The sequence below is a fragment of the Altererythrobacter sp. Root672 genome (genome assembly GCF_001427865.1).
In the GTDB taxonomy this organism is placed as follows: Bacteria; Pseudomonadota; Alphaproteobacteria; order Sphingomonadales; family Sphingomonadaceae; genus Croceibacterium_A.
This window is the reverse complement of record NZ_LMHH01000003.1, coordinates 517,255-540,717: the sequence shown is the minus strand read 5'-3', so window position 1 is coordinate 540,717 and position 23,463 is coordinate 517,255. Positions and strand designations below refer to the sequence as shown.

Annotated in this window: 21 protein-coding genes; 16 read left to right on the top strand and 5 right to left on the bottom strand. The window is 64.5% G+C overall.

Features of this window, described 5'->3' with window-relative positions; all coding sequences use genetic code 11:
* Positions 1 to 24 precede the first annotated feature (24 nt).
* The 4 genes from ASD76_RS16620 to ASD76_RS16605 all read left to right on the top strand — a co-directional run bounded on the left by ASD76_RS16620 (position 25) and on the right by ASD76_RS16605 (position 4,964).
* Positions 25 to 723 (top strand): nuclear transport factor 2 family protein, encoded by a 699-nt coding sequence (locus ASD76_RS16620; protein WP_055925707.1) that lies wholly within the window; start codon positions 25 to 27, stop codon positions 721 to 723.
* Between the two features lie 75 nt (positions 724 to 798).
* Positions 799 to 1,233, top strand: coding sequence for a nuclear transport factor 2 family protein (locus ASD76_RS16615; protein WP_055925704.1), 435 nt, complete (start codon positions 799 to 801; stop codon positions 1,231 to 1,233).
* A 31-nt stretch (positions 1,234 to 1,264) separates the two neighbouring features.
* Positions 1,265 to 2,398, top strand: a complete 1,134-nt coding sequence (locus ASD76_RS16610) for an amidohydrolase family protein (RefSeq protein ID WP_055925701.1) — start codon at positions 1,265 to 1,267, stop codon at positions 2,396 to 2,398.
* 145 nt (positions 2,399 to 2,543) lie between these two features.
* A complete protein-coding gene (locus ASD76_RS16605) occupies positions 2,544 to 4,964 on the top strand; it encodes a TonB-dependent receptor (RefSeq protein ID WP_055925698.1) in 2,421 nt (806 codons plus the stop codon).
* 50 nt (positions 4,965 to 5,014) lie between these two features.
* Here ASD76_RS16605 and ASD76_RS16600 read toward each other — a convergent pair whose 3' ends face one another.
* Both ASD76_RS16600 and ASD76_RS16595 read right to left on the bottom strand, forming a co-directional pair.
* On the bottom strand, positions 5,015 to 6,172 hold the full coding sequence (locus tag ASD76_RS16600; RefSeq protein WP_055925696.1) for a DUF418 domain-containing protein: 1,158 nt from the start codon (positions 6,170 to 6,172) through the stop codon (positions 5,015 to 5,017).
* A gap of 207 nt (positions 6,173 to 6,379) precedes the next feature.
* The gene (locus ASD76_RS16595) at positions 6,380 to 7,510 is read right to left on the bottom strand and encodes a 5-methyltetrahydropteroyltriglutamate--homocysteine S-methyltransferase (protein WP_055925694.1); all 1,131 of its coding nucleotides are present in this window, start codon (positions 7,508 to 7,510) and stop codon (positions 6,380 to 6,382) included.
* 219 nt (positions 7,511 to 7,729) lie between these two features.
* Between ASD76_RS16595 and ASD76_RS16590 the strand changes: the two genes are divergently transcribed.
* The 10 genes from ASD76_RS16590 to ASD76_RS16545 all read left to right on the top strand — a co-directional run bounded on the left by ASD76_RS16590 (position 7,730) and on the right by ASD76_RS16545 (position 18,523).
* Positions 7,730 to 9,865, top strand: coding sequence for a PQQ-dependent dehydrogenase, methanol/ethanol family (locus tag ASD76_RS16590; protein ID WP_055925691.1), 2,136 nt, complete (start codon positions 7,730 to 7,732; stop codon positions 9,863 to 9,865).
* 128 nt (positions 9,866 to 9,993) lie between these two features.
* On the top strand, positions 9,994 to 11,508 hold the full coding sequence (locus tag ASD76_RS16585) for an aldehyde dehydrogenase family protein (protein ID WP_055925688.1): 1,515 nt from the start codon (positions 9,994 to 9,996) through the stop codon (positions 11,506 to 11,508).
* Positions 11,509 to 11,640: 132 nt separating this feature from the next.
* Positions 11,641 to 12,513, top strand: coding sequence for an amidohydrolase family protein (locus ASD76_RS16580; RefSeq protein WP_055925991.1), 873 nt, complete (start codon positions 11,641 to 11,643; stop codon positions 12,511 to 12,513).
* Between the two features lie 101 nt (positions 12,514 to 12,614).
* Positions 12,615 to 13,076 carry a protein tyrosine phosphatase family protein gene (locus ASD76_RS16575; RefSeq protein ID WP_055925685.1) on the top strand — a complete coding sequence of 154 codons (462 nt, stop codon included), beginning with the start codon at positions 12,615 to 12,617 and terminating at the stop codon, positions 13,074 to 13,076.
* Positions 13,043 to 13,822 carry an SDR family NAD(P)-dependent oxidoreductase gene (locus ASD76_RS16570; RefSeq protein WP_235506858.1) on the top strand — a complete coding sequence of 260 codons (780 nt, stop codon included), beginning with the start codon at positions 13,043 to 13,045 and terminating at the stop codon, positions 13,820 to 13,822. The genes ASD76_RS16575 and ASD76_RS16570 overlap by 34 nt, the downstream gene beginning before the upstream one ends.
* A 3-nt stretch (positions 13,823 to 13,825) precedes the next feature.
* Positions 13,826 to 14,587: a glutathione S-transferase family protein gene (locus ASD76_RS16565; RefSeq protein WP_055925679.1), complete on the top strand. Its 762-nt coding sequence runs from the start codon at positions 13,826 to 13,828 to the stop codon at positions 14,585 to 14,587.
* Positions 14,588 to 14,735: 148 nt separating this feature from the next.
* The gene (locus ASD76_RS16560) at positions 14,736 to 15,743 is read left to right on the top strand and encodes a zinc-dependent alcohol dehydrogenase family protein (protein ID WP_055925676.1); all 1,008 of its coding nucleotides are present in this window, start codon (positions 14,736 to 14,738) and stop codon (positions 15,741 to 15,743) included.
* Between the two features lie 112 nt (positions 15,744 to 15,855).
* On the top strand, positions 15,856 to 17,100 hold the full coding sequence (locus ASD76_RS16555) for an MFS transporter (protein ID WP_055925673.1): 1,245 nt from the start codon (positions 15,856 to 15,858) through the stop codon (positions 17,098 to 17,100).
* Positions 17,101 to 17,103: 3 nt separating this feature from the next.
* On the top strand, positions 17,104 to 18,003 hold the full coding sequence (locus ASD76_RS16550) for a TauD/TfdA dioxygenase family protein (protein ID WP_055925671.1): 900 nt from the start codon (positions 17,104 to 17,106) through the stop codon (positions 18,001 to 18,003).
* 79 nt (positions 18,004 to 18,082) lie between these two features.
* Positions 18,083 to 18,523, top strand: a complete 441-nt coding sequence (locus ASD76_RS16545; protein ID WP_055925668.1) for a hypothetical protein — start codon at positions 18,083 to 18,085, stop codon at positions 18,521 to 18,523.
* Positions 18,524 to 18,859: 336 nt separating this feature from the next.
* On the opposite strand, the gene ASD76_RS16540 is transcribed toward ASD76_RS16545, so the two are convergent.
* Positions 18,860 to 19,261 carry a VOC family protein gene (locus ASD76_RS16540; protein WP_055925665.1) on the bottom strand — a complete coding sequence of 134 codons (402 nt, stop codon included), beginning with the start codon at positions 19,259 to 19,261 and terminating at the stop codon, positions 18,860 to 18,862.
* Between the two features lie 127 nt (positions 19,262 to 19,388).
* On the opposite strand from ASD76_RS16540, the gene ligM reads away from it, so the two are divergent.
* A complete protein-coding gene (gene ligM, locus ASD76_RS16535; RefSeq protein ID WP_055925659.1) occupies positions 19,389 to 20,801 on the top strand; it encodes a vanillate/3-O-methylgallate O-demethylase in 1,413 nt (470 codons plus the stop codon).
* Between the two features lie 253 nt (positions 20,802 to 21,054).
* Positions 21,055 to 21,771, top strand: coding sequence for an alpha/beta fold hydrolase (locus ASD76_RS16530; RefSeq protein WP_055925657.1), 717 nt, complete (start codon positions 21,055 to 21,057; stop codon positions 21,769 to 21,771).
* Between the two features lie 33 nt (positions 21,772 to 21,804).
* Here the strand turns inward: ASD76_RS16530 and ASD76_RS16525 are convergent, their stop codons facing one another.
* On the bottom strand, positions 21,805 to 22,266 hold the full coding sequence (locus ASD76_RS16525; RefSeq protein WP_055925654.1) for a GNAT family N-acetyltransferase: 462 nt from the start codon (positions 22,264 to 22,266) through the stop codon (positions 21,805 to 21,807).
* Between the two features lie 2 nt (positions 22,267 to 22,268).
* Positions 22,269 to 23,279 (bottom strand): NAD(P)H-dependent flavin oxidoreductase, encoded by a 1,011-nt coding sequence (locus ASD76_RS16520; RefSeq protein ID WP_055925651.1) that lies wholly within the window; start codon positions 23,277 to 23,279, stop codon positions 22,269 to 22,271.
* Between the last annotated feature and the right edge of the window lie 184 nt (positions 23,280 to 23,463).

The following is a 23,463-nucleotide window of genomic DNA, read 5'->3' as shown; positions in this document are numbered from 1 at the left end:
AAACCTTTTTGGGAGAGTCGATCAATGAGTGACGTCGAACAGCGCCTCGCCGCGCTGGAGCATCGTGTCGGTGAGATGGAGGACATTAACGCCATCCGTCGCCTGCACTGGGCCTATGGCTACTACATCGATTTCAACCGCCCCGAAGACGTCGCGGACCTGTTCGCCGAAGACGGCGTGGTCGTGTTCCTGTCGGGCGAGTACGTCGGTCGCGCGGGCGTGGTTCGCCTCTATGGCGATTGGATCGCCGGGCGCTTCACCGGCGGCAAGCCGGGCCCCGTCGATGGTCTGCTGCTCGACCACTTCCAGATGCAGGACATCATCACCGTCTCAGCCGACCGGCAGACCGCCAAGGGCCGTTTCCGCGGCGTGTTGTTCGGCGGTTGGCATGACGATTTCCAGGAAACCCGCGAAGAGATGATGCCGCAGCAGTTCATGGAAGCCGGCATCTACGAGAACGATTACGTGCGCGAAAACGGCGTGTGGAAGATCAAGCGGCTCGACTACAAGATGCAGTGGCAGGGCGATTACGAAGCCGGTTGGGCGCACACCACCGCGCACTTGCAGCCCGCCGAAAAGCTGTTCCCGGAAGACCCGCTCGGTCCGGACCGGCTGCTGCCCAAGGAAGAATACCGCAAGACCTGGCCGCACCGCCAGGACGTACCGATGCACTTCGCGCACCCCAAGTTCGGTGCGCTGCTCGCCGGACAGGAGAAGGCTTGATGCGCGGCGCCCTCACTATCGCAATAGTGGGGGCGCCAGCCTCCACGGCCCCATTGAACGAGAGGTACTGAAGTCATGGCTGGCTTCGACCCGCGGGATAACTCCGACCGCCACAACCTCTCGGTGCGCGAGATCGCGGAACGCTTCATCGAGCTGTTCCACCACCAGGACAATCCGGAGGACGCGTTCATGACGTGGGTCCATCCGGACTACATCCAGCACAACCCCAACGCGCCGACCGGACGCGATGCGACGCTGGGCATGATGCGCGCCACGATCGCCGCGAACCCCGACCTCACCCATGACGTGAAGCGGGTGATCCATGGCGAGGAGAAAGACGGCGAAGGAATGGTCGCGGTCCACCATCACTTCCGCCGCACCAAGGACGAACGCGGTTACGCCGTGGTCGACATCTTGCGGATCAAGGACGGCTATGTCGTCGAACATTGGGACGTGCTCCAGGAAGTGCCCGACCCTTCGACGACCAAGAACGACAACAGCATGTTTTGACCGGCCAAAGGCCGGCATGGGGGAATAACGGATGCCATTGCTCGAAGATGGGAGCGAGAAGGGCCTCAAGGGTCACTTCAAGGAAGACTTCAGCCACCGCACGCGCGTCGGCATGGCCCCGCGCTCCGGACACGTCGATCGTAACGCGCCGTACAAGCGCATCGCCACCGAGGAGGCGTGGACCTTCCCGGCACTGGTAAAGGCGCAAGTCGAATACTTCGAGAGCGGCCAGGCGCCCAACGATGACAGCCTCAAGATGGCCGCCATGTTCTCCAAGATGCCCTCGCTGCAGGAGATGATGCAGAACCTGGGCGACCTACGCCTGTCGCACATGGACGAATATGGGATCGACCGGCAGCTGCTCCTGCTGACCGCCCCCGGCGTCCAGGTCGTGCGCCCCTCCGAAGGCACCGCCCTCGCCCGCGAGGCCAACGACATTGCCGCCGACGCCTGCCGCCGCCATCCGGATCGCTTCTCGGCCTGCGCTGCCTTCGACCCGCGCGACGTGAAAGGTTCGGTGAGAGAGATCGAGCGAGCGATGGGCACGCTCGGCCTCAACGGCGCGGTGCTCAACTCGCACTTCCAGGGCCACTACATCGACGAGCGCGAGTACTTCCCGATTCTCGAAGCGCTCGAGGCGATGGACGCGGCGCTCTACATCCACCCGACCGCGCCGTTCAACGCGCCGCACTACGAATCGCGCGGCTTCTTCGGGGCGCTCGGCGGGTTCCCGCACGATGTCTGGCTGCACACGATGGGCCTGATTTTTTCCGGCGCGTTCGACCGATTCCCCAAGCTCAGGCTCGTCATCGGCCACATGGGCGAATGCATGCCACTGCAGCTCTACCGCTTCGACTGGATGCAGGGGAACGCCGACAACCGGCAAGGGCTGCGAGGCGGCCAGGAGCCGGTAAAGCTGCAGCATCCGGTCAGCTACTACTTCCGCAACAACATCTGGATCACCACCAGCGGCGTCGGCTGGGAGCCGGCGATCAAGTTCTGCATGGAAGTTCTCGGACCTGAACGCGTGCTTTACGCGATGGACTACCCCTACCAGCAGAGCTCTGACGAGGTCGCCGCCTACGACCGGATGAAAATCTCCCCTGAACTCAAGAAGATGCTCATGCAGACGAACGCGGAAAAGGTTTTCCGGCTGCCGGTCTGATTGTCATGATGTAACACAATTGCATCACTCCCCGGCCATGTTCGACGGTTGGTCAGCGGGGCGCTTGCCGCGCCTAATTTGTATGCACTACTGATCAATTTGACGGCACCCCCCCGCCGTCGATTTACATGCAGGAGAGAGAGGAATGGCGAGATTCCGCCAATATTCCCGTATTGCCAATTTCCCGGTCGCAAGCCTCGTAGCCCTGGCAGTCGCCACGGCCGCAACTCCGGCTTTCGCGCAGGATGAAGCAGCCGCTGCGGCGCCTGCCGCCGATGGCGACGAAATCGTTGTCACCGCCCAGTTCCGCGAACAGAACCTGCAGGATACGCCGCTGGCGATCACCGCGGTCAACTCGCAGATGCTGGAAGCGCGCAGCCAGACCAACATCGCCCAAGTTGCGGGTCAGGCGCCGTCCGTCACGCTGAAGCCGCAGGGCACTGCCTACGGCCCGTCCATGACCGCCAGCATTCGCGGCATCGGCCAGTACGACTTCAACCCCGCACTCGAGCCGGGCGTCGGCCTCTACATCGACGACGTTTACTACGCGACCCTGACGGGCTCGCTGTTCGACCTGCTCGATCTCGACCGTGTCGAAATCCTGCGCGGTCCGCAAGGCACCCTCGCCGGCCGTAACTCGATCGGCGGCGCGGTGAAGCTCTACTCCAAGCGTCCGACCGGCTCGAACACGGGCACCGTGTCCGCCACCTACGGCAGCCGTGACCGCATCGACCTGCGCGCCAGTGCCGACCTTGGCCTGACCGACAGCCTCTCGGCGCGGATTTCCGGCGTTTCGAAGTCGCAGGATGGATACATCAGCCGCATGGACTTCGGCTGCGTCCACCCCGCCGGCAGCGACGCGCTCAACCCCACGAACGGCGTGCCGCGCATCCTTCCGGCCAATTCGGACTGCGTCCTCGCGAAGGAAGGCGAAGTCGGCTACCAAGCCGTGCGCGGACAGCTCCGCTGGCAGCCCAACGACCGCATCGACGTCAACATCTCCGCCGACTTCACGAACGATGACCGCACCACTGGCGGCTCGGTCCTGCTGGAACGCCGGAACGCTGCCGGCGCGATTGTCAGCCCGAACTATCCGTCCCCGCCGAACCCGGCGGCTCGCGTGTTCGACATCAATCCGTTCGGCGCGGACATCCCGTACGATTCGCGCTTCGTCTGCGGTCAGTTCTGCAACTACGCGACCTACATGTCGCTGGCAGACAACGGACAGCCGACCTCGATCGTCGACGGCCGTGTCAACTTCAAGGGCTGGGGTGTTTCGGGCCAGGTCGACTGGGATCTGACCGACAACCTGAACCTTACCTCGATCACCGCTTACCGCGACTATCGCTCGCAGTTCAGCAACGACGACGATCTCTCGCCGCTGGCCCACAGCCTCGGTTCGGGCGACCTGTCGTTCTGGTCGTTCAGCCAGGAACTGCGCCTCAACGGTACGGCGCTCGACGATACCCTCGAGTACACCCTCGGCGGTTTCTACATGGACCAGCGTTCGGTTTACGCCACTCAGCAGGACCTGCGGTATGCCGGGCTGGCTCCGTTCGTGGGTGACGATCCGGTCAATGCCGACACCAAGGCCGCGTTCCTGCACGTTGCGTGGAGGCCGATCGATCCGCTGACCCTGACCGGCGGCCTTCGCTATACCGACGAGCACAAGGACTACACCTACGTCCGGCTCACCCCCGACGGGCAGGTCCACCCGCAGCTCGGCGCTCTGAACGGCGTGACCGGCAACTACGACAACAGCCGGGTCGATTATCGCCTCAACGCGATGTACGAGATCACTCCGGACGTTTCGGCCTACGCTCAGTGGTCGACGGGCTTCAAGGGTGGCGGCATCAACCCCCGTCCGTTCTTCGCCCAGCAGGTTCTGCCGTTCGACCCGGAAACGCTGGAATCGTATGAAGTTGGCGTGAAGACGCAGATGTTCGATCGCGCTGTGCGCTTCAACGTCGCTGCCTTCTACAGCAACTACAACGACGTCCAGCTCGCTCTCAGCAACTGCCCGCAGGCAGGCGCCGGCTTTGCCGTGCCCTGCGCGCTGCCGGCAAATGCGGGCGACGCCCACGTGAAGGGTATCGAGCTGGAAACCACGATCAAGCCGATCGATGGCCTACTGATCGACGGCTCGGCTAGCTACACCGACTTCGACTACATCGGCGACTCTCTGGATCCGGCGAGCGGGATCACGGCGGGCATGGTTTCCTCCTACACGCCGGAGTGGAAGTGGTCGATCGGCGCCCAGTACGAAGTGCCGCTGGGTACGTCCGGGTCGCTCACGCCGCGTGTCGACGCCGCTTATCAGAGCTCGGTCTACACGAATGCCGTGAACGCACCGACGAACCTGATCGAAGGCTACACCGTCGCCAACGCCAGGCTGACGTGGAAGAACGAGGATGGCGATCTGGAACTCGGACTGGAAGTTACCAACCTGTTCGACAAGTACTACTTCCAGACCCTGTTCGATCTTACCCGCGCTGGCGCCGGTTTCGTGACCGGCCTGCCGGGACGGCCGCGCGAATGGGCGGTCAGCGTCAAGAAGACGTTCTGATCGAGCTTCGGCGAGAAAAAGTGGAAGGGCGGCCTCTCGGGGCCGCCCTTTTACTTTGCGCGAATGGGAAGGCTGAAGTCGGTGCGGGTCGCAGCCCGCCAGAGCCATTCGAGCGGGCCATAACGGAAGTAACGAAACCACAGCGCCGCTAGGGCCATCTGGGCAGCGAACGTAACGACGCCTAGGCCGACGAGCTGGGCCGACGAGAGGTCGTCGAACAACCCCAACCCAAAGCCGTAAAGCAGCGGCGCAGCCACCAACGACTGACCGACATAGAGCGTCAGCGTCATCTTCCCCGCGGGAGCTAGCGTGGCCAGCCCGCGACCGAGCGGCGAGTGCCAGGCCAACACGAACAACGATACGTGGAGCGCCATCGCCGAGAGCGCCCGCCATTGACCGGTGAACCATTCCATCGCCTGGCGCTGCATCGGCAAGCCGCCCGCGTCCGGTCCCGGAGGCAGGATCCGCGGCTCAAGCAGGCTGACAAGGATCCAAACGCCCGCTCCTGCGGCGGCGATCGCCAGCCACGCCTCGCGCTGCTGCGCCGCTTGCGCGAACAGCTTGCGCCGCTGCAGCACCATCCCGATGAGGAACAGGCCAGCGACTTCGAGCACGCGGCCGGTTTCGAGATAGAACGACCACTTGCCGGTTAGTCCCGGTCCGGCGTTCACGTGCACCACGTCCGCAAACGACCCTGTGGCCAGCGTAGCGAGGCCAGTGTCCCCAAAGAAGTATGGCTGCGCCGCCGTCCAGTCCGCACTTCCCGCGAACCACGCTCGGGCAAGCAGTGGAATCTGCAGGAACAGCAGGAAGGCGATCGCCAGCAGGACCTTGTCCGACCGCACCCGATCGAACGGGATCATCAGCAGCCCGACCGCAGCCAGGACCTGCAGGATGTCTCCGCGATAGACGAGCGCATGGAGGGTGCCGATCCCGAACAGCAGCACCAGCCGCCAGACGAACCGCAGGGTGAAGTCCTTCTTCCGCGCCCGCTCGTTGGCCATGATCGTGGCGAAGCTGAAGCCGAACAGCAGGGCGAAGATCGCGAACGATTTGCCCGCGAACACTGCCATGACCCCGTCGAACCACGGGTCTGGCATGGGATCGAGCCAGTAGAGCTCGAACCGTTCGACGCAGTGAACCAGGAACAGCCCCAGCAGCGCATAGCCGCGCAGGGCATCGACCATGTCGATGCGGTTGTTCGGCATCCTTCCCTCCCCAGGTTTTGGAGAGGTGTATCATCCCCCTCCCGTTTGCGGGAGAGGGTGCGCAAATCCTCCCCGAGCTTGTCTCGGGGAGGTGGCGCGTGCCGCAGGCACGTGACGGAGGGGTAGGCGGCAAAACGCAACACCCCTCCACCATCCGCTTCGCGGACGGTCCCCCTCCCCGAGACAAGGTCGGGGAGGATTGGGTCCTCAGCCCGCCATCGCCGGGACCGAGCCCCACACTTCATCCGCCACTTCGATCACCAGGCGAATCTTGTCGGCCTGCTGCTCGGTGGTGATGTCGTTGCCGTGGACGGTCGAGGCGAACCCGCATTGCGGGCTCAGCGCCAGCTGGTCGATATCGGCGTACTTGGTCGCCTCGTCGATCCGGCGCTTGATGTCGTCCTTGCTTTCGAGCTCGCCGAGCTTGGTGGTGACCAGACCGAGCACCACGGTCTTGCCCTTGGGCAGGAACCGCAGCGGCGCGAAGTCGCCCGAGCGCGGATCGTCGTATTCGAGGAAGAACGCGTCGATATCGAGCTCGTTGAACATGATCTCGGCCACCGGCTCGTAGCCGCCTTCTGCCGCCCAGCTTGAGCGGAAGTTGCCGCGGCACAGGTGCACGGCCTTGATCATGTCGGCCGGGGCGCTCTTGAAGCTCTCGTTGATGAGCTTGGCGTACTGGCGCGGGGTGTCGTTCGGATCGACTCCGCGAGCCGCTGCATCGGCCCGGTGGCTGTCGTCGCACAGATAGGCGAGGTTGGTATCGTCCATCTGGATGTAACGGCAACCCGCCGCGGCGAGGCTGTCGACTTCGGCGCGATAGGCAGCGGCGACGTCCGAATAGAACTCGTCCATCGTCGGGTAGACATCGATCGGGATGCCTTCCCGCCCGGCGCGGAAGTGCAACATCGTCGGGCTCGGGATCGAGACCTTGGGCGTCGCGCTGGTCAGGCTGGCGAGGTACTCGAAGTCTGCCAGCTGGATCGGCTTCTTGTGCTGCACTTTGCCCGAAACGACCATCTTCGGCGGAGCGAAGTGGACGTCCTTGCCGGTGTCGTTCTTGAACGCCTTGGCAATGCCGCCATGCTCTTCGACGCCATCAAGCTGGAGCAGGAAGTCAGTGTGAAAGAAGTACCGGCGGAACTCGCCGTCGGTAATGGCTTTGAGGCCGAGGCTCTCTTGCCATTTGATCAGGTCCGCAATGGCCCGATCCTCGATCGCGCGAAGCTCGGAGTAATCGATATTGCCCGCCGAGCGATGCTCGCGCGCTTCGATCACGCTGCGGGGACGGAGGAACGAGCCGACGTGGTCGGCGCGAGACGGCAGCTTTGTAGGCATGGAAGTGTCCTGTCTGGCTAGTGTTCAAAGCTAGGCCAGGGTCATAACGCGGGCTCGCGCTCGACTGACGTGCACTTGATAAGCCTAAGTCATGCTGCACCGCAACGGGGAAAATCCCGTATTGTCGCGCCGCTTGACCGGACGGGCGCGGCGACATTAGGCAGGACCCAAAGATAAGGGTCACGTCGCCGACGTGCCCCAGGGAGAGCACTGCCGGACATGAAGCACAGAATCTTGATCGCAGCAGCCTGCGCGGCCTTGGCGCTCGCAGGGTGCAAGAAGGACGCCGTCAGCGACGGCATCGGGGCAGAGCAGCTGGTCAACGCCGCCGCCGACACCGCCAACTGGATGACTTACGGCCGCGATTATTCTGAGCAGCGCTACAGCCCGCTCGATCAGATCAATGGCGATACGGTCGGCAAGCTCGGTCTCACCTGGTTCGCCGATCTCGACACCGCGCGCGGCCAGGAAGGCACGCCGCTGGTCATCGACGGCAAGATCTACGTCACCACGGCCTGGAGCAAGGTGAAGGCCTACGACGGCGCCACCGGCAAGCCGCTGTGGGACTATGATCCGAAGGTGCCGGGCGAAACCGGGCCCAAGGCCTGCTGCGACGTCGTCAACCGCGGCATGGCCGCGTGGGGCGACAAGCTCTACCTCGGCACCCTCGACGGCCGCCTGGTCGCGCTCGACCGCAACACCGGCAAGGAAGCCTGGTCCAAGGTCACGGTCGATCAGACCAAGTCCTACACCATCACCGGCGCTCCGCGCGTGATCGACGGCAAGGTCATCATCGGCAACAGCGGCGCCGAGTTCGGCGTGCGCGGCTATGTGACGGCCTATGACGCCGAGACCGGCGAGCAGGCGTGGCGCTTCTACACCGTGCCCGGCGCACCGGGTGAGGACGGCAAGGAACCCGACTACCTCGCCAAGGCGCGCGAGACCTGGAAGGGCGACTTCTGGAAGCTCGGCGGCGGCGGGACCGTGTGGGACGCGATGGCCTACGATCCCAAGCTCGACTTGCTCTACATCGGCGTCGGCAACGGCTCTCCGTGGAACCAGGCCATCCGCTCGCCCGGCGGCGGGGACAACCTGTACCTGTCCTCGATCGTCGCCATCCGGCCCAAGACCGGCGAGTACGTCTGGCACTACCAAGAAACGCCGGGCGAGACCTGGGACTTCACTGCCACCCAGCACATCATGCTGGCCGACATCGAGATCGGCGGGAAGATGCGCCAGGTCCTGATGCAGGCGCCCAAGAACGGCTTCTTCTACGTGCTCGACCGCGCGACGGGCGAGCTGATCTCGGCCAACAACTACGTGCCGCAGAACTGGACCAGCGGCATCGACATGAAGACCGGCCGCCCGATCGTGAACCCTGAGGCCCGCTTCGACCTCACCGGCAAGCCGTTCGTCAGCACGCCGGGCGCGGGCGGCGGGCATAGCTGGCACCCGATGGCCTTCAACCCGAACGAGGGGCTCGTTTACATCCCTGCGATCGAGGCCGCCTTCCCCTACTTTCCTGAAGCCGGTTGGAAGCCCGACCTCAACCGCGGCATGAACACCGGCATCGACCTTTCGGCAGGCGCCATGCCGGCCGATGCCGCTGTGCGCGAAGCCGCAGCAGCCGCCACCAAGGGCGCGCTGATCGCCTGGGATCCGGTGGCGCAGAAGGAGCGCTGGCGCGTGCCCTATCCGGGTCCGTGGAACGGCGGCCTGCTCTCGACCGGCGGCGGCCTGGTGTTCCAGGGTACCGCGGCGGGTAACTTCACCGCCTATGGCGCGCATGACGGCCGCAAGCTGTGGTCGTTCCCGGCCCAGACCGGCATCATCGCTCCGCCGATCACCTACAGCATCAACGGCGAGCAATACGTGGCGGTGCTGGCCGGCTGGGGCGGGGTCTTCCCGCTTTCGCCCGGCGGCATCCTGACCGAGCAGTCGGGTCCGTTGCCGAACATCTCGCGCTTGCTGGTATTCAAGCTCGGCGGCACCGCCAAGCTTCCGCCGGCCAAGCCGTTCGACCGCCGCCCGCTCGATCCGCCGCCGTTCACCGGAACGGCCGCGCAAGTCGCTTCGGGCAAGTACAGCTTCGGCCGTTATTGCAGCCAGTGCCACAACGACGCGGCGATCGGCTCGACCGTGCTGCCCGACTTGCGGCGTAGCGCGGCGATCGAGAGTCAGGACACCTTCATGGCGATCGTCCATGACGGCGCCCTGAAAGACAACGGCATGGTCAGCTTCGCCCCGTCGCTCAGCCGCGACCAGATCGAGGCCGTCCGCCAGTACATCATCAAGCGCGCGAACGAGGACAAGGTGCTGGAGGGGAAGGCGGCGGCCCGCCCCTCCACCACCTGACGGATAGGAATCGACACAGCCGCCACGCGATTGTAACGACCGTTAGCAAGAGGCGCGCCGTGGCGTGCCCGTCCCCCGTTTGCTAGTCTGACCGCAAACAGGGATTCGTTTCGGGAAAGGACCTGTAAATGAACGAAGTCACCACCATCGACCGCACTCAGCGGGAGTATTCTCAGGCCGCCAAGGATTTCCTGGCACGCAAGCCGCAGCTGTTCATCAACGGCGAGTGGGTCGATTCTTCGCACGACAAGACGCTCGACGTCGAAGACCCGTCGAACGGCAAAATCGTCGGCAAGATCGTCGACGCTTCGGACAAGGATGTTGATCGGGCCGTCGCCGCCGCACGCACCGCATTCGACGACAACCGCTGGTACGGCCTGCCGCCGATGCAGCGCGAACGTGTCATGCACCGCTTCGCCGACTTGCTGGAACGCGACGCAGACCTGTTTGCCGAGCTCGAAGCGATCGACAACGGCAAGCCCAAGGGCATGGCTGGCGCGGTCGATATCCCGGGCGCGATCAGCCAGATCCGATTCATGGCCGGCTGGGCCAGCAAGACCGGCGGCCAGGTAATCAACCCCTACACCATGCCGACCGGCACCGTGTTCAGCTACACCGTCAAGGAGCCGATCGGCGTCTGCGCCCAGATCGTGCCGTGGAACTTCCCGCTGCTGATGGCCTGCCTCAAGATCGCTCCGGCGGTCGCCGCGGGTTGCTGCACCGTGCTCAAGCCAGCCGAACAGACCAGCCTCACCGCGCTGAAGCTGGCCGACCTGGTGCAGGAAGCCGGCTTCCCGGCAGGCGTGATCAACATCATCACCGGCAACGGGCACACCGCGGGCGACCGCATGGTCAAGCACCCCGACGTCAACAAGATCGCCTTCACCGGCTCGACCGAGATCGGCAAGGTGATCAACAAGAACGCCACCGACACGATGAAGCGCGTGACGCTCGAGCTGGGCGGCAAGAGCCCGGTCGTCGTCATGCCGGACGTCGACGTCGCCACGACCGCTCCGGGCGTTGCCGGCGCGATCTTCTTCAACTCCGGCCAGGTCTGCGTCGCCGGTTCGCGCCTGTTCGCGCACAAGTCGATCTTCGACGACGTGCTCGAAGGCATGACCAAGACCGCCGACTTCTGGAGCCCGCGCGCTTCGCTCGACCCCGCCGGCCACATGGGCCCGTTGGTGTCGAAGGAGCAGCACGAGAAGGTGCTCGGCTACATCGAAGCCGGCAAGCGTGACGGCGCCAGCGTGGTCATGGGCGGCGACGCCCCGGCCAGCGACGGCGGCTACTACGTCAACCCGACGATCCTCGCCAACGTGAACCCGCAAATGAGCGTGGTTCGCGAAGAGATCTTCGGACCGGTTGTCGTCGCACAGCGCTTCGAAGACCTCGACGAGGTCGCCAAGATGGCCAACGACACCAACTTCGGCCTCGGCGCCGGCGTCTGGACCAAGGATGTCAGCGCGATGCATCGCCTCGCCTCGAAGATCAAATCGGGCACCGTGTGGGGCAACTGCCACGCCACGATCGACACCGCGCTGCCGTTCGGCGGCTACAAGGAGTCGGGTCTGGGTCGTGAACAGGGCCAGGCCGGGTTCGAATGCTACCAGGAAACCAAGACGGTCATCATCCAGCTCTAACGCTGGAGCCATGGTTCCCGCGTGAGCGGGATAGCGAGGCCGGCCTGTCGCGGAGCGTGACAGGCCGGCCTTGTCATACCTGCCCCCCGAATGCATGGGGGCAACGACCGAACCGATTCAGGAACCGCAGACGTGCCCATCGACCTCGCCAAGATCCGCGCCATCGACGTCCACGTCCATGCGGAGGTCTCCTGCCACGATCCGGAAGATCCGGTCATGGGCAAGTATTTCGATGCCGCCAGCGCCTACTTCAAGGCGCCGCGCGAACGGCCGAAAATGCCCGAGATCATCGAGCTTTACCGCGAATCCAACATTGCGCTCGTCCTGTTCACGGTCGACTGCGAAAGCGCGATGGGCGCCAAGCGCGTGAGCAACTACGAAGTCGCCGAACAGGCCGCCAAGAACGACGACATCTGCATGGCTTTCGCCAGCATCGATCCGCACAAGGGCAAGTACGGTGCCCGTGAGGCGCGCGACCTGATCGAGAACTATGGGGTCAAGGGCTTCAAGTTCCACGGCATCGCCCAGAACGCCCATCCCGCCGACCGCATGGCCTACCCGATCTACGAAGTGATCGCCGAATACGGTCTGCCCGCGATCTTCCACACCGGCCACTCGGGCATGGGCACCGGCATGCGCGGCGGTGGCGGCATGCGGCTCAAGTACGGCCAGCCGATCCTGATCGATGATGTCGCGGTCGACTTCCCTGACATGAAGATCATCCTCGCCCACCCCAGCTGGCCTTGGGTCGACGAGAGCCTGTCGATGGCGCTGCACAAGAACAACGTGTTCATCGACTTGTCCGGCTGGAGCCCGAAGTACTTCCCCAAGCAGGTGATCCAGTACGCCAACACCCAGCTCAAGCATAAGATGCTGTTCGGCACCGACTTTCCGCTGATCCACCCGGACAAGTGGATGGCCGCCGCGGCCGAAGTGGGCTTCCGCGAGGAAGTCATGCCGCTGATCATGAAGGACAACGCGGCGAAGGTGCTGGGGCTGGCTTGATCCGCCGCTCAAACTCCCCCCTCCGTTCGTCCTGAGCTTGTCGAAGGACAGGCAGGCGCTAAGCGTGGTTCGACAAGCTCACCACGAACGGAGAAGCTGCGATGCGTGACCCCGACGACATCCTCGCATGGCAGCGCCTGTCGGAGCGCCTGTCGACCTCCGGGAAGTTGGAGCAGGCCGACCCGGAGCGACTGGCCGAGATCGGCGTCAAGCACGTCATCTTTCTCGCCATGGCCGACAATCCCGAAGCCTTGCCGGATGCGGACAACGCATTCGCCGCACAGGGTATCGGCTACACCCACATTCCCGTGCCATTCGACGCGCCCGAGGAAGCGCATTACGAGGCATTCGCAAAGGCGTTGGAAGCGACCGACGGGCCGGTCCACGTCCATTGCATCCTTAACTGGCGTGCTTCGGCATTCTGCTACCGCTACAATCGCGACGTTGCCGGAATGCCCGAGCCTGTGGCACGGGCGCTCATGGAACAACAGTGGTCGCCGGAACGAAGCGACCATCCGGCCGCCCCGCAATGGGCGGCCTTCATACGGGAGAGGGATACCTGATGGATTTTGGCGGCCAGCATATCGTCATCACCGGCGCGTCGAGCGGGATCGGCCTAGTCGCGGCCAAGCTGCTCGCCAGTCGGGGCGCTAGGGTCTCGCTGCTCGCCCGCCGTCAGGAGATGCTCGACGAAGCCGTGGCCGAGATCGGCGCCAACGCCGCGGGCTTTGCTGCTGACGTCGGCGACAAGGCCCAGCTCGAAGCCGCGCTCGACGCGGCAGCCACGCACTTCGGCCCGATCCACGGCCTGTTCGCCAACGCCGGTCTCACCGGCGGCTTCACCCCCGCGGTCCACTTCGACCCCGAGGTGTTCGAACAGACCATCCGCGTGAACCTCACCAGCGTGTTCTGGGCGATCCAGAAAGTCCTGCCCTCGATGATCGAGGCCAAGAAGGGCGTGATCCTGGTCACCGGCTCGATGGGCTCCAAGCGCGGCATGGCGATGAACCCGGCTTACGTCGCCTCGAAGCACGGCGTGCTCGGCCTGACCCGCGCGATCGCGGTGGAGATGGCGCCGCACAACGTCCGCGCCAACTGCATCATCCCCGGCTTCATCCGCACCGAAGCGCTCGACCGCATTCCGCCCGAGCAGCAAGGCAAGATCGAAGCCCGCATCCCCATGCGTCACATGGGCGCTCCGGAAGAACTGGCCGAGGTCGCGGCGTTCCTGCTCAGCGACGCGGCGAGCCATGTCACGGGGCAGGATTGGGCAGTCGACGGGGGCGTTTTGGAAAGCATCGAGGTCTAACAAATGGCATTGAAGTACTACCACGCCGAACCGCTGGCGAATTCGCTCAAGTCCATGCTCCCGCTCAAGGAGAAGGGGCTCGCTTACGAGAGCATCTACGTCGACCTGCACAAGTTCGAGCAGCACTCCGACTGGTTCGTGGCGATCAACCCTGAAGGCCAGGTGCCGGTGCTCGACCATGACGGGACGATCATCACCCACACCACGGTCATCAACGAATACCTCGAGGACGCCTTCCCTGACGCGCCGCCGCTTCGCCCGCGCGATCCGGTCGGTGCGGCGCGGATGCGGTACTGGAACAAGTTCGTCGACGAGCACGTGATGAACCACGTCTCGATGCACGGCTGGCACCGCCTGGTTGGCGTGATCGCACGCAACATCGACGATGGGTCGTTCGAGGAACTGCTGAGCCACATCCCGCTGCCCGACCAGCGCAAGAAGTGGGCGACGGCGCGTTCGGGCTTCTCCGAAGCCGACTTGCAGAACGCCAGCGACAAGATCGACTACGCGCTCGCTAAGGTCGAAAAGCAGCTGGGCGAAACCGCGTGGCTGGCGGGGGATGCCTACACCCTGGCGGACATCAACTTCTACTCGCACTGCGGGATGATGGTGGAGCGGATGTTCCCGGAGAAGGACGTCGCCGCCAAGTACCCGCGCCTGGTCGAGTGGCGCGAGCGGGTTACCGCTCGTCCCGCCGTTGCCGAAGCCTTGAAGGGCGAGGATCGCACGGCCCCCGGCTTGCGCACCTGGAGCGGCGACCGCTGACCAAATCGTCCCGGCTGGGGAGATGACTGGAGGCGGGCGGCCATCGCTGCTAACCGTCTCCAGGTAGGTTAGGCGGAACACTGCCAACCGCAACGCCTCTCCCTTTCCGGTGGGAGAGCACAGGGCAAGACTAAGGGGAAACCAATATATGCGTGCATGGATGTTGCCGGCGAGCTCGGACGGGTTCGACAAGCTTTACGTCGAGACCCTGCCTGACCCGACACCGGGGCCAGGTGAAGTTCTGATTCAAGTCCATGCTTGTTCAATCAATTACCGCGACTTCGCCGTGGCGGCGGGCAAGTACTTTGGCGGAGCGCTGAAGGCTCCGGCCGTGCCGCTCAGCGATGGTGCGGGCCAAGTTGTTGCCGTCGGCGAAGGCGTGACCAAGTTCAAGGAAGGCGACCGGGTTCAGGGCTCGTTCTTCATGAACTGGGTCGACGGCCCGCCGCGCATGAGCGCCGCCCTGGGCGATGGCTTCTCGCCGGGCATGCTCGCCGAACTGGTCGTGCTGCCGGAGAGCGGAGTCGTGCCGATGGCCGAGAGCCTCGACTATGCCGAGGCCTCCTGCCTCCCGTGCGCCGGCGTGACGGCATGGAACGCTCTGTTCGAAGGACCGCGCGCCCTCGTCCCCGGCAACCGGGTGCTGGTGCTCGGCAGCGGCGGCGTGTCGATGCTGGCCTTGCAACTCGCCCGCGCTGGCGGGTGCGAGGTGATCGCAACCTCCTCCTCCCACCAGAAGCTGGAGCGCATCCGCGAGCTCGGTGCCGCGCACACGGTCAACTACAAGACGATCCCCGACTGGGGCCGCTTCGTCGGCCAGGATCTGGGCGGCGTGGACAAGGTCGTCGAAGTCGGCGGCGCGGGCACGGCGGAGCAATCGATGGCTGCCCTGCGCAGCCAGGGTGAAGTGGCGCTGATCGGCGTTCTGTCTCCCGAAGGTGGACCCAACCCGCGCGGGTTGATGATGACCGCGGGCTCGATGCGCGGGATCTTCGTTGGCCCGGCCGCGATGGCCCGGCGTCTCAACGCGGCGGTCGATGCCAACGGCATCAAGCCGCTGATCGGCCGGCGCTTCGGCTTCGACCAGGCCAAGGATGCCTATGCCCACGCCTGGGGTCCAGAGAGCTTCGCCAAGACGGTGATCGAACTGGCCTGACCGATTGACGGGGGCCCAGCCCTCCCTCATCGTCCTGCGCAATCCAGGGGCGGCGTAGAACCGCCCCGGATTGCTTCGCTCGCAACGACGGGCGACGGGGAGAGGGAGAGACATGGCCACAATCGCTCAAGCTGCGCCTACCGGCCGGCGCTACGAACTGACGCTGCTGCTGCTGCTCACGCTGGCGAACGGTGTGGTCGCCTTCGATCGGCTGACGGTGGCGTTTCTTGCGCCGTACATCGTCGCCGACCTCGGCCTCTCGAACGCCGAAGTGGGCTGGCTCGCGGGAGCCCTATCGGGCGCGGTGGCATTGAGCGCCTTCTTCGGCGGGCGCCTCGCCGATCGCACCGGACGGCGCAAGACGATCCTGATCATCTGCACCCTGGTGTTCTCGCTCGGCTCGGGCGCAGGCGGGCTGGCGCTGACCTTCACCACCCTGCTCGCGGCCCGCTTCGCGCTCGGCATTGCCGAGGGACCGATGGTGCCGATCGGCCAGACCGTCATCGCCGAAACCAGCCAACCCGAGCGGCGCGGGGTCAACATGGGCTTCATGCAGATGGTCGGCGCTTTCGGCCTGGCTGGCTTCCTCGGCCCAATCGTGGCGACCCAGCTGGCCGACGACCACGGCTGGCGCACCGCGATGTTCCTCTCGATCCTGCCGGGACTGCTGCTCGCCGTGCTCCTCGCGGTGTTCATGTGCCCCGACCCGAAAACGCCACCCGCTCAGAACGAAGCTGCTGCCAACTTCGTCCAGGCCCTCCGCACCCTGCTAGCCCTGCGCAACATGCGCGTGGCCCTCGCGGTCGCGGCCTGCGTAACCGCCTGGCTGGTGCTGCAGAACACCTTCCTCTCGCTGTTTCTGACTGAGGACAAAGGCCTTTCGCCCACCACTGCGGGCTGGGTCATTTCGATGGGCGGCATTGCCGGCATCGTCGGCGGTATCGGCCTGCCGTTCCTGTCCGACCGCATCGGCCGCAAGCCGGTTCTGATCTGGGGTTCGCTCGCCTGCGTCGGCTCGCCTCTCGCGCTCCTCTTGCTGCCCGGCGACCCGACTCTGCTGGCAGGCGCCATCCTGATCGGTTGGCTGCCGCTGGGCATCGCCCCGCTCTATTGCGCCACCGTTCCCGCCGAGAGCGTCAGCCCCGCGCTGGTCACGACGGCGGTCGGCCTGTCGATGGGCACGGCCGAGTTCGTCGGCGGAGTAATCCTGCCCCCGGTCGCGGGCCAGGTGGCCGATAGCTACGGCCTCTCCGCAGTCTTCATCATCTGCATCGCGCTTGCCTTGCTGGCCGGGTTCGCGGCATTGTTCCTGACGGAGACCGCCCCCCGGATCGCCGGAGCGCCAAAGGAAGCCTGAACCATGTGGGAAATCCGCGTCACCCCGGCCGGTGACTTCGACAACCATGCTCTCGAATACGAGCACATCAAGGTCGAGCCGCTCTCGGGCGCCATGGGAGCCGAGATCGTCGGTGTGCGCCTGCCGGACTTATCCGACGCCGCGTTCGAGGAACTCAAGCAGGCGCTCTATCGCCACAAGATGATCTACCTGCGCGACCAGTTCCTCACTCATGCCGAGCATGAGGAATTCGGCGCGCGGCTCGGGCCCTTCGCGGTCGATGCCTATACGCAAGGGGTGCCCGGCCATCGCGAGGTCCACCCGATCATCAAGGAAGCAGAGACCAAGTCCGCCAGCCTGTTCGGCGGCGGCTGGCACACCGACTCGCCGTTCCTCGAAGAGCCGCCCGCGATCACCACCTTGCGCGCGGTCGAGGTTCCGCCGTTCGGCGGCGACACCAGCTGGGCCAATTGCGCGCTCGCCTTCCGCCACTTGAGCAAGACCTACCAGGACATGCTCCGCCCCCTGCGGGTGCACATGAGCGCAGCAAACAACTACGCCACGCAGACCAAGCTGATGGGCAAGGCGATCCCGTTCGCCGACAAGGAGCAGTTCGAACAGGGCCAGCGCGGGACTTACCACCCGCTCGTGCGCACCCACCCGGAGACTGGCGAGGAATCGCTCTACATCTGCGACACTTACACCGCCGGGTTCGAGGGCATGACCACCTTCGAAGCCAAGCCGATCGTCGACTTCCTGGTCGTGCACTGCACCCAGGCCGCGTTCTGCTGCCGCTTGCGCTGGGAGGCGGGCATGGTGGCGATGTGGGACAACCGCACCGCGATGCACCTCGGACCCAACGACTACGACGGCTACCGGCGCGAGATGTACCGGACGACGACCGCGGGGACCAAGCCGGTCTGATCTTCGAAGTTGGTTCTTCTTGGATCAGCAACGTGGTACCTGCTGCGCCGCGGTCGCTTCCTGAATAGGGAGAGCCTCCATGCGCAAGTTGATGATGGTGATGTTACCGCTGGTCCTCGCCGCCTGTAACAACCAGCCGGCACAAGAACCCGAAGCCACCGAAACGCCCACTGCGACACCGGAGCCTGTGGCCCTGGTCTCGGCCAACGGCTCTCCGGCAGGCGCTTACCAGGTCACGACGAAGGACGGCACAGTGTCCAACACCGTGCTGGCCGCAGACGGAACTTACACCGACACCGACGCAAAGGGCGTCGTGACCGCGCAGGGCACCTGGGCCGTTGTCGATGGCAAGACCTGCTTCACCCCGACCACCGCTGGCGTAGAGGCGGCCTGCTACACCGAAACCACGCCTGCGGCTGACGGTTCGTTCACAGCCACGCCGGCAACAGGCGATCCGGTTACGGTTCGGCCGGCGCCGACTCCAGCGGCGGCCGCTACGCCGACGGCGGCTGCGACCTAGCAGTTCTAAAGATCCTCCTCGAGCAAGCTCGGGGAGGATTTTTGATCACGCAAAGGCGCAAAGGCGCGAAGATCTAATACCCACCCGTCGTCATCCCCGCGAACGCGGGGACCCAGTCGACTCCTTGCGCTGCTCCGCGCTAGGTTCCCGCGTTCGCGGGAATGACGAAAAGGGGGACGATGTTGAACGAGTTCTTCGCGCCTTTGCGCCTTTGCGCCTTTGCGTGACATGCCCTTTCTCTTTTTCCGTTCGTCCTGAGCCTGTCGAAGGACGCCAGCGTGGTTCGACAAGCTCACCACGAACGGGAGGCAGGTGTGATCTCTGTCCCTCCGCGCCTCAATCGGCGAAGAAGTTCAGCTCCAGCAGCACGTTGTTCGGATCGGGCGTAAAAATCTGCCGCAAGTTGATCGCGCTCACCAGGTTCTCCTGATACTCCGCCCCCATCGCGTCGAGCCGACCCTTCACCTCGTCATATCCGACACACTTGAGCGCCACATGGTGCAGCGCGCCGGTCAGCGAACCGGGCTCAACTTCACGATCATAAGTCCGATAACAGTCGAGCGAATTGATGTGGATAATCGCCCGATTCTCGGCGTCGAACATCCACGTCGCCGTCTGCGGCGTGAGCGGCGGGGGTGCGTCCTTGCGCACCAGGCCGAGCAGTTTTCCGTAGAATTCTGCCGTCTCATCAAGCCTATCGGTGATGATGTTTACGTGATCGAGCGCTTCCACATTCATGCCACTTTGTCCTCTCACAGCCCTCCTGCATCGGAGGGCCGCTTTCCACTTGCGTGCCTAGCCCAATATTGTATGCGGCGCATACAATTTCGCATACGTGATTCATTCACAGATGAGAGGAAGTCTGATGGCCCAGAATCTTGAACAGATCCTGCAGAATACGCCCGATATCGTGGCTAAGCTGCGCAATTCCCAGATCGGCGCTTACGTCTATCCGGTCGTTGCCCCTGAGTTCTCCAACTGGCGTTCGGAGCAGTGGGCCTGGCAGCACAGCGCAGTGCTGTTCGACCAGTCGCACCACATGTTCGACCTGTACATCAAGGGTCCGGACGCGCTGAAGCTCCTCTCGGACACGATGGTCAACTCGCCGGCCGGTTGGGAAGTCAACAAGGCCAAGCAGTACGTTCCGACCACCCCGGCCGGTCACGTCATCGGTGACGGCATCATCTTCTACCTGGCTCCGGAAGAGTTCGTCTATGTCGGCCGCGCGCCGGCTGCCAACTGGCTGATGTTCCAGGCCCAGAAGGGCGGCTACAACGTCGACATCATCAACGATCCGCGCTCGCCGAGCCGCCCGATGGGCAAGCCGGTGAACCGCATCTCCTGGCGCTTCCAGATCCAGGGCCCGCAGGCCTGGAACGTGATCGAGAAGCTCAACGGCGAGAAGCTCGACAAGCTCAAGTTCTTCAACATGAGCGAGATGAAGATCGGCAACAAGACCGTCCGCACCCTGCGTCACGGCATGGCCGGCTCGCCGGGTCTCGAAATCTGGGGTCCGTACGAAGAGCAGGATTACATCCGCGACGAGATCCTCAAGGCTGGTGAAGAATTCGGCCTGATCGCCGTCGGTTCGCGCGCCTATCCGTCGAACACGCTGGAATCGGGCTGGATCCCGAGCCCGCTGCCTCCGATCTACACCGGCGACGAACTCAAGGATTACCGCGAGTGGCTCGGTGCCGACAGCTATGAAGCTACCGGCGCGATCGGTGGTTCGTTCGTCGGCAAGTCGATCGAAGAGTACTACCTGAACCCGTGGGAACTCGGCTACGGCCCATTCGTGAAGTTCGACCACGACTTCATCGGCGCCGACGCGCTGAAGAAGATCGATCCGTCGGTCCAGCGCAAGAAGGTCACGCTCGAGTGGAGCGCGGACGACATGAAGAAGATCCAAGGCTCGATGTTCGACCCCGAGGGCGAGCAGTACAAGTTCTTCGACCTTCCGCTCGCGAACTACGCCAACAGCAACTACGACCGCGTCGTGGATGCCGACGGCAACACCGTGGGTCTGTCGCTGTTCACCGGCTACTCGTACAACGAGAAGAAGGCGCTCAGCCTGGCCACCATCGACCACGAAATCCCGCTCGGCACTGAGCTCCACGTTGTGTGGGGTGAGGAAAACGGCGGCACCAAGAAGACCACGGTCGAGCCGCACAAGCAGCTCAACGTCCGTGCGATTGCTTCGCCGGTGCCGTACGGCAAGATGGCGGCTGACACCTACGCCACTGGCTGGCGCACCAGCCGGAACGCCGTTCCGGCCTAATAAGCTAGGCAAGGCCTCACTCCCCCCCGAGGCCTTACCCGAAGATGGCCCATGGACCCTACGGGTTCATGGGCCATTGCTTTGGGGGTTAGTCCCCCTTGGCAACGGCTCACATCAGGGCATGTTACCGCGGGGCATCCAAGGGATGGCGGATAAGTTCCGTGCCAGGGCTGCACCGGCTCTGATCCGGCTCCTGCACCGTTCTCGGGACGGCTCCTCCCCCGCAGGGGGGACGGTAAGTGAGGAGCGTGCGATGGCGAACTATGTGCTGGTCCACGGCGCCTGGGGCGGTGGGCATGGCTACGAGCAATTGGCGGGCGATCTGCGCGAAGCAGGCCATCGGGTCCTGGTTGCGGCTCTCACGGGCCTCGGAACGCGATCGGCCCAATTGCATCCGGGCATTACGCTATCCAACCACATCGGCGACGTCTGCGAGCAGATCGAGGATGCGGGCTTCAAGCGCTTCATTTTGGCCGGCCATTCCTATGGCGGCATGGTCATCACCGGTGTGGCGGCGCGGCTCGGATCGAAGATCGACGCGATCGCCTATATCGACGCCTTCCTGCCCGCCGACGGGGAGTCGCTGTGGGACATTACCGGCGACTTCGAGCACAACTGGTACATCGACAGCCAGAAATACACGCCCGGCCTCGTCGCCCCGATCGGTTCGGTCGATTTCGAGCCCGTGCCCGGCCAGATCGGCCGCCACCCACTGCTAACCCTGACCGAAGCCGTGCGCCTCACCGGAGAGGAAGAGAAGATCCCCCGCCGGGCCTATATCTTCGCCAGCAACTGGGAACCCTCCCCCTTCGTCCGCTTCCGCGACCAAGTGCAGGCGGAAGGCGGCTGGGAGTACCACGACAGCCATTCGAGCCACTTCGTGATGGTCGACCAGCCCGCACAGTTGCGCGAGATCATGCTGGACCTGGCAGTTGCCAAGGTCGCGGCACCGGCCAGTTCTGGGCGATAAGCCCGCCGATAACGACCGCGCGCTTTCCGATGGCTATTTCGTGAGCAATGCCAGTTGGTATGTGAGGAAGGCCTCGTCGCGCTGCCAGCCTTCGCGCTCGTAGACGGCTTGAGCGGTGCGATTGTCGACCGCCGTCGACAGGGTCAAGCGAACCGAGCCCTCGTTGCGGGCGAACTCTGCCGCATGTCGCAAAAGCGCCGACCCTGCCCCCTGCCCGCGCGCTTCGGGCGCGACGAACAGGTCGTTCAGGATGAAGGTGCGCGCCATGCCGGCGGAAGTGAATGACGGATAGAGCTGGGTGAACCCCACGGCCCCGACGTCATCGCTCGCAAGGAAAACCACCGACTCCGCTTTGGTGAGCCGGTCAGACAGGAATGTCCGCGCTCCATCAAGGTCCGGCGCTTGCCGATAGAATTGCCGGTACCCATCGAACAGCACCGCCAGCGCATCAAGATCGGCGAGTGTCGCCCGCCTAATTTGTACGCCCCCAGCCATCACTACCGCCGGTTTAGCGCAGACTCGCTCTCGGCCATCAGGGCAGCGATGATCTCGGGGACTGGCTCTTCCTTGCTGACCATACCGACCGACTGACCCGCCATCAGGCTGCCGTTCTCGACATCGCCGTCGATTACCGCACGGCGCAGCGCGCCGGCCCAGAAGCGTTCGATTAGCAGTTGCGCTTCACCCATGTCGACCGAGCCCGCGTCGAGCAGGTTGGCGACTTCGCGCTGCTTGGCGGTGAACTCCTCGGTGCCCTTGTTCTTGAGCGCGCGAACCGGGATCACCGGCAGGCGCGGGTCGATCTGTACGCTGGCCACGGCGTCACGCGCGTTGGCGCGGAAGAACGCCTTCTTGAAGTCGGGATGCGCGATGGATTCGGTCGCGCAGGCAAAACGGGTGCCAAGCTGTACGCCGACCGCACCCATCTCGAGGTAGCCGGCCATCGCCTCGCCCCGGCCGATGCCGCCGGCGACGAACACCACGTGGCTCTCAGCCAGTTCGGGCAGAAATTCCTGCGCCAGCACGCTCGTCGCCACCGGACCGATGTGACCGCCGGCTTCCATTCCTTCGATCACCAGCGCGTCACCGCCCGAACGGAGCAACTTCTTCGCCAGCGCCAAGGTCGGCGCGAACACGATGACCTTCGCCCCGAACGCCTTGATCGCCTCGACACTGCCCTTGGGCGGAATGCCGCCCGCGAGCACGACGTGACCGACCGAGTGCTTGCCGCAGATTTCGATCAGTTCGAACAAGTCGGGGTGCATTGTAATCAGGTTGACGCCGAACGGCTTCACCGTGAGCGTCTTGGTCGCGGCGATCTCCGCGTCGAGCAGCTCGGGCGTCATCGCGCCACAGGCGATCACCCCGAAGCCGCCGGCATTGCTGATCGCCGAGACGAGATTGCGTTCGGAAACCCAGCTCATGGCGCCGCACAGGATGGCATGTTCGCTACCGAGGAACTCAGATCCACGGCGCATCAGGGCTGAAGTCTTGGGAAAGGCTGTCATCGGCGCCGCTTAATGGGCGATCGCTTTCGCTGCAAGCGTGGCGCAACCTAGATCCTCCCCGAGCTTGCTCGGGGAGGGGGACCGCCGCCGGAGGCGGTGGTGGAGGGGTGTTGCGCTTGGCCGCCTACCCCTCCGTCACGCGCTTGCAGCGCGCGCCACCTCCCCGAGACAAGCTCGGGGAGGA

Bases quoted from the DNA above. Each gene is read 5' to 3' on its own strand.
- ASD76_RS16620 (WP_055925707.1), top strand. From the start codon at position 25: ATGAGTGACGTCGAACAGCGCCTCGCCGCGCTGGAGCATCGTGTCGGT.
- ASD76_RS16615 (WP_055925704.1), top strand. From the start codon at position 799: ATGGCTGGCTTCGACCCGCGGGATAACTCCGACCGCCACAACCTCTCG.
- ASD76_RS16610 (WP_055925701.1), top strand. From the start codon at position 1,265: ATGCCATTGCTCGAAGATGGGAGCGAGAAGGGCCTCAAGGGTCACTTC.
- ASD76_RS16605 (WP_055925698.1), top strand. From the start codon at position 2,544: ATGGCGAGATTCCGCCAATATTCCCGTATTGCCAATTTCCCGGTCGCA.
- ASD76_RS16600 (WP_055925696.1), bottom strand. From the start codon at position 6,172: ATGCCGAACAACCGCATCGACATGGTCGATGCCCTGCGCGGCTATGCG.
- ASD76_RS16595 (WP_055925694.1), bottom strand. From the start codon at position 7,510: ATGCCTACAAAGCTGCCGTCTCGCGCCGACCACGTCGGCTCGTTCCTC.
- ASD76_RS16590 (WP_055925691.1), top strand. From the start codon at position 7,730: ATGAAGCACAGAATCTTGATCGCAGCAGCCTGCGCGGCCTTGGCGCTC.
- ASD76_RS16585 (WP_055925688.1), top strand. From the start codon at position 9,994: ATGAACGAAGTCACCACCATCGACCGCACTCAGCGGGAGTATTCTCAG.
- ASD76_RS16575 (WP_055925685.1), top strand. From the start codon at position 12,615: ATGCGTGACCCCGACGACATCCTCGCATGGCAGCGCCTGTCGGAGCGC.
- ASD76_RS16570 (WP_235506858.1), top strand. From the start codon at position 13,043: ATGGGCGGCCTTCATACGGGAGAGGGATACCTGATGGATTTTGGCGGC.
- ASD76_RS16565 (WP_055925679.1), top strand. From the start codon at position 13,826: ATGGCATTGAAGTACTACCACGCCGAACCGCTGGCGAATTCGCTCAAG.
- ASD76_RS16560 (WP_055925676.1), top strand. From the start codon at position 14,736: ATGCGTGCATGGATGTTGCCGGCGAGCTCGGACGGGTTCGACAAGCTT.
- ASD76_RS16555 (WP_055925673.1), top strand. From the start codon at position 15,856: ATGGCCACAATCGCTCAAGCTGCGCCTACCGGCCGGCGCTACGAACTG.
- ASD76_RS16550 (WP_055925671.1), top strand. From the start codon at position 17,104: ATGTGGGAAATCCGCGTCACCCCGGCCGGTGACTTCGACAACCATGCT.
- ASD76_RS16545 (WP_055925668.1), top strand. From the start codon at position 18,083: ATGCGCAAGTTGATGATGGTGATGTTACCGCTGGTCCTCGCCGCCTGT.
- ASD76_RS16540 (WP_055925665.1), bottom strand. From the start codon at position 19,261: ATGAATGTGGAAGCGCTCGATCACGTAAACATCATCACCGATAGGCTT.
- ligM (WP_055925659.1), top strand. From the start codon at position 19,389: ATGGCCCAGAATCTTGAACAGATCCTGCAGAATACGCCCGATATCGTG.
- ASD76_RS16530 (WP_055925657.1), top strand. From the start codon at position 21,055: ATGGCGAACTATGTGCTGGTCCACGGCGCCTGGGGCGGTGGGCATGGC.
- ASD76_RS16525 (WP_055925654.1), bottom strand. From the start codon at position 22,266: ATGGCTGGGGGCGTACAAATTAGGCGGGCGACACTCGCCGATCTTGAT.
- ASD76_RS16520 (WP_055925651.1), bottom strand. From the start codon at position 23,279: ATGACAGCCTTTCCCAAGACTTCAGCCCTGATGCGCCGTGGATCTGAG.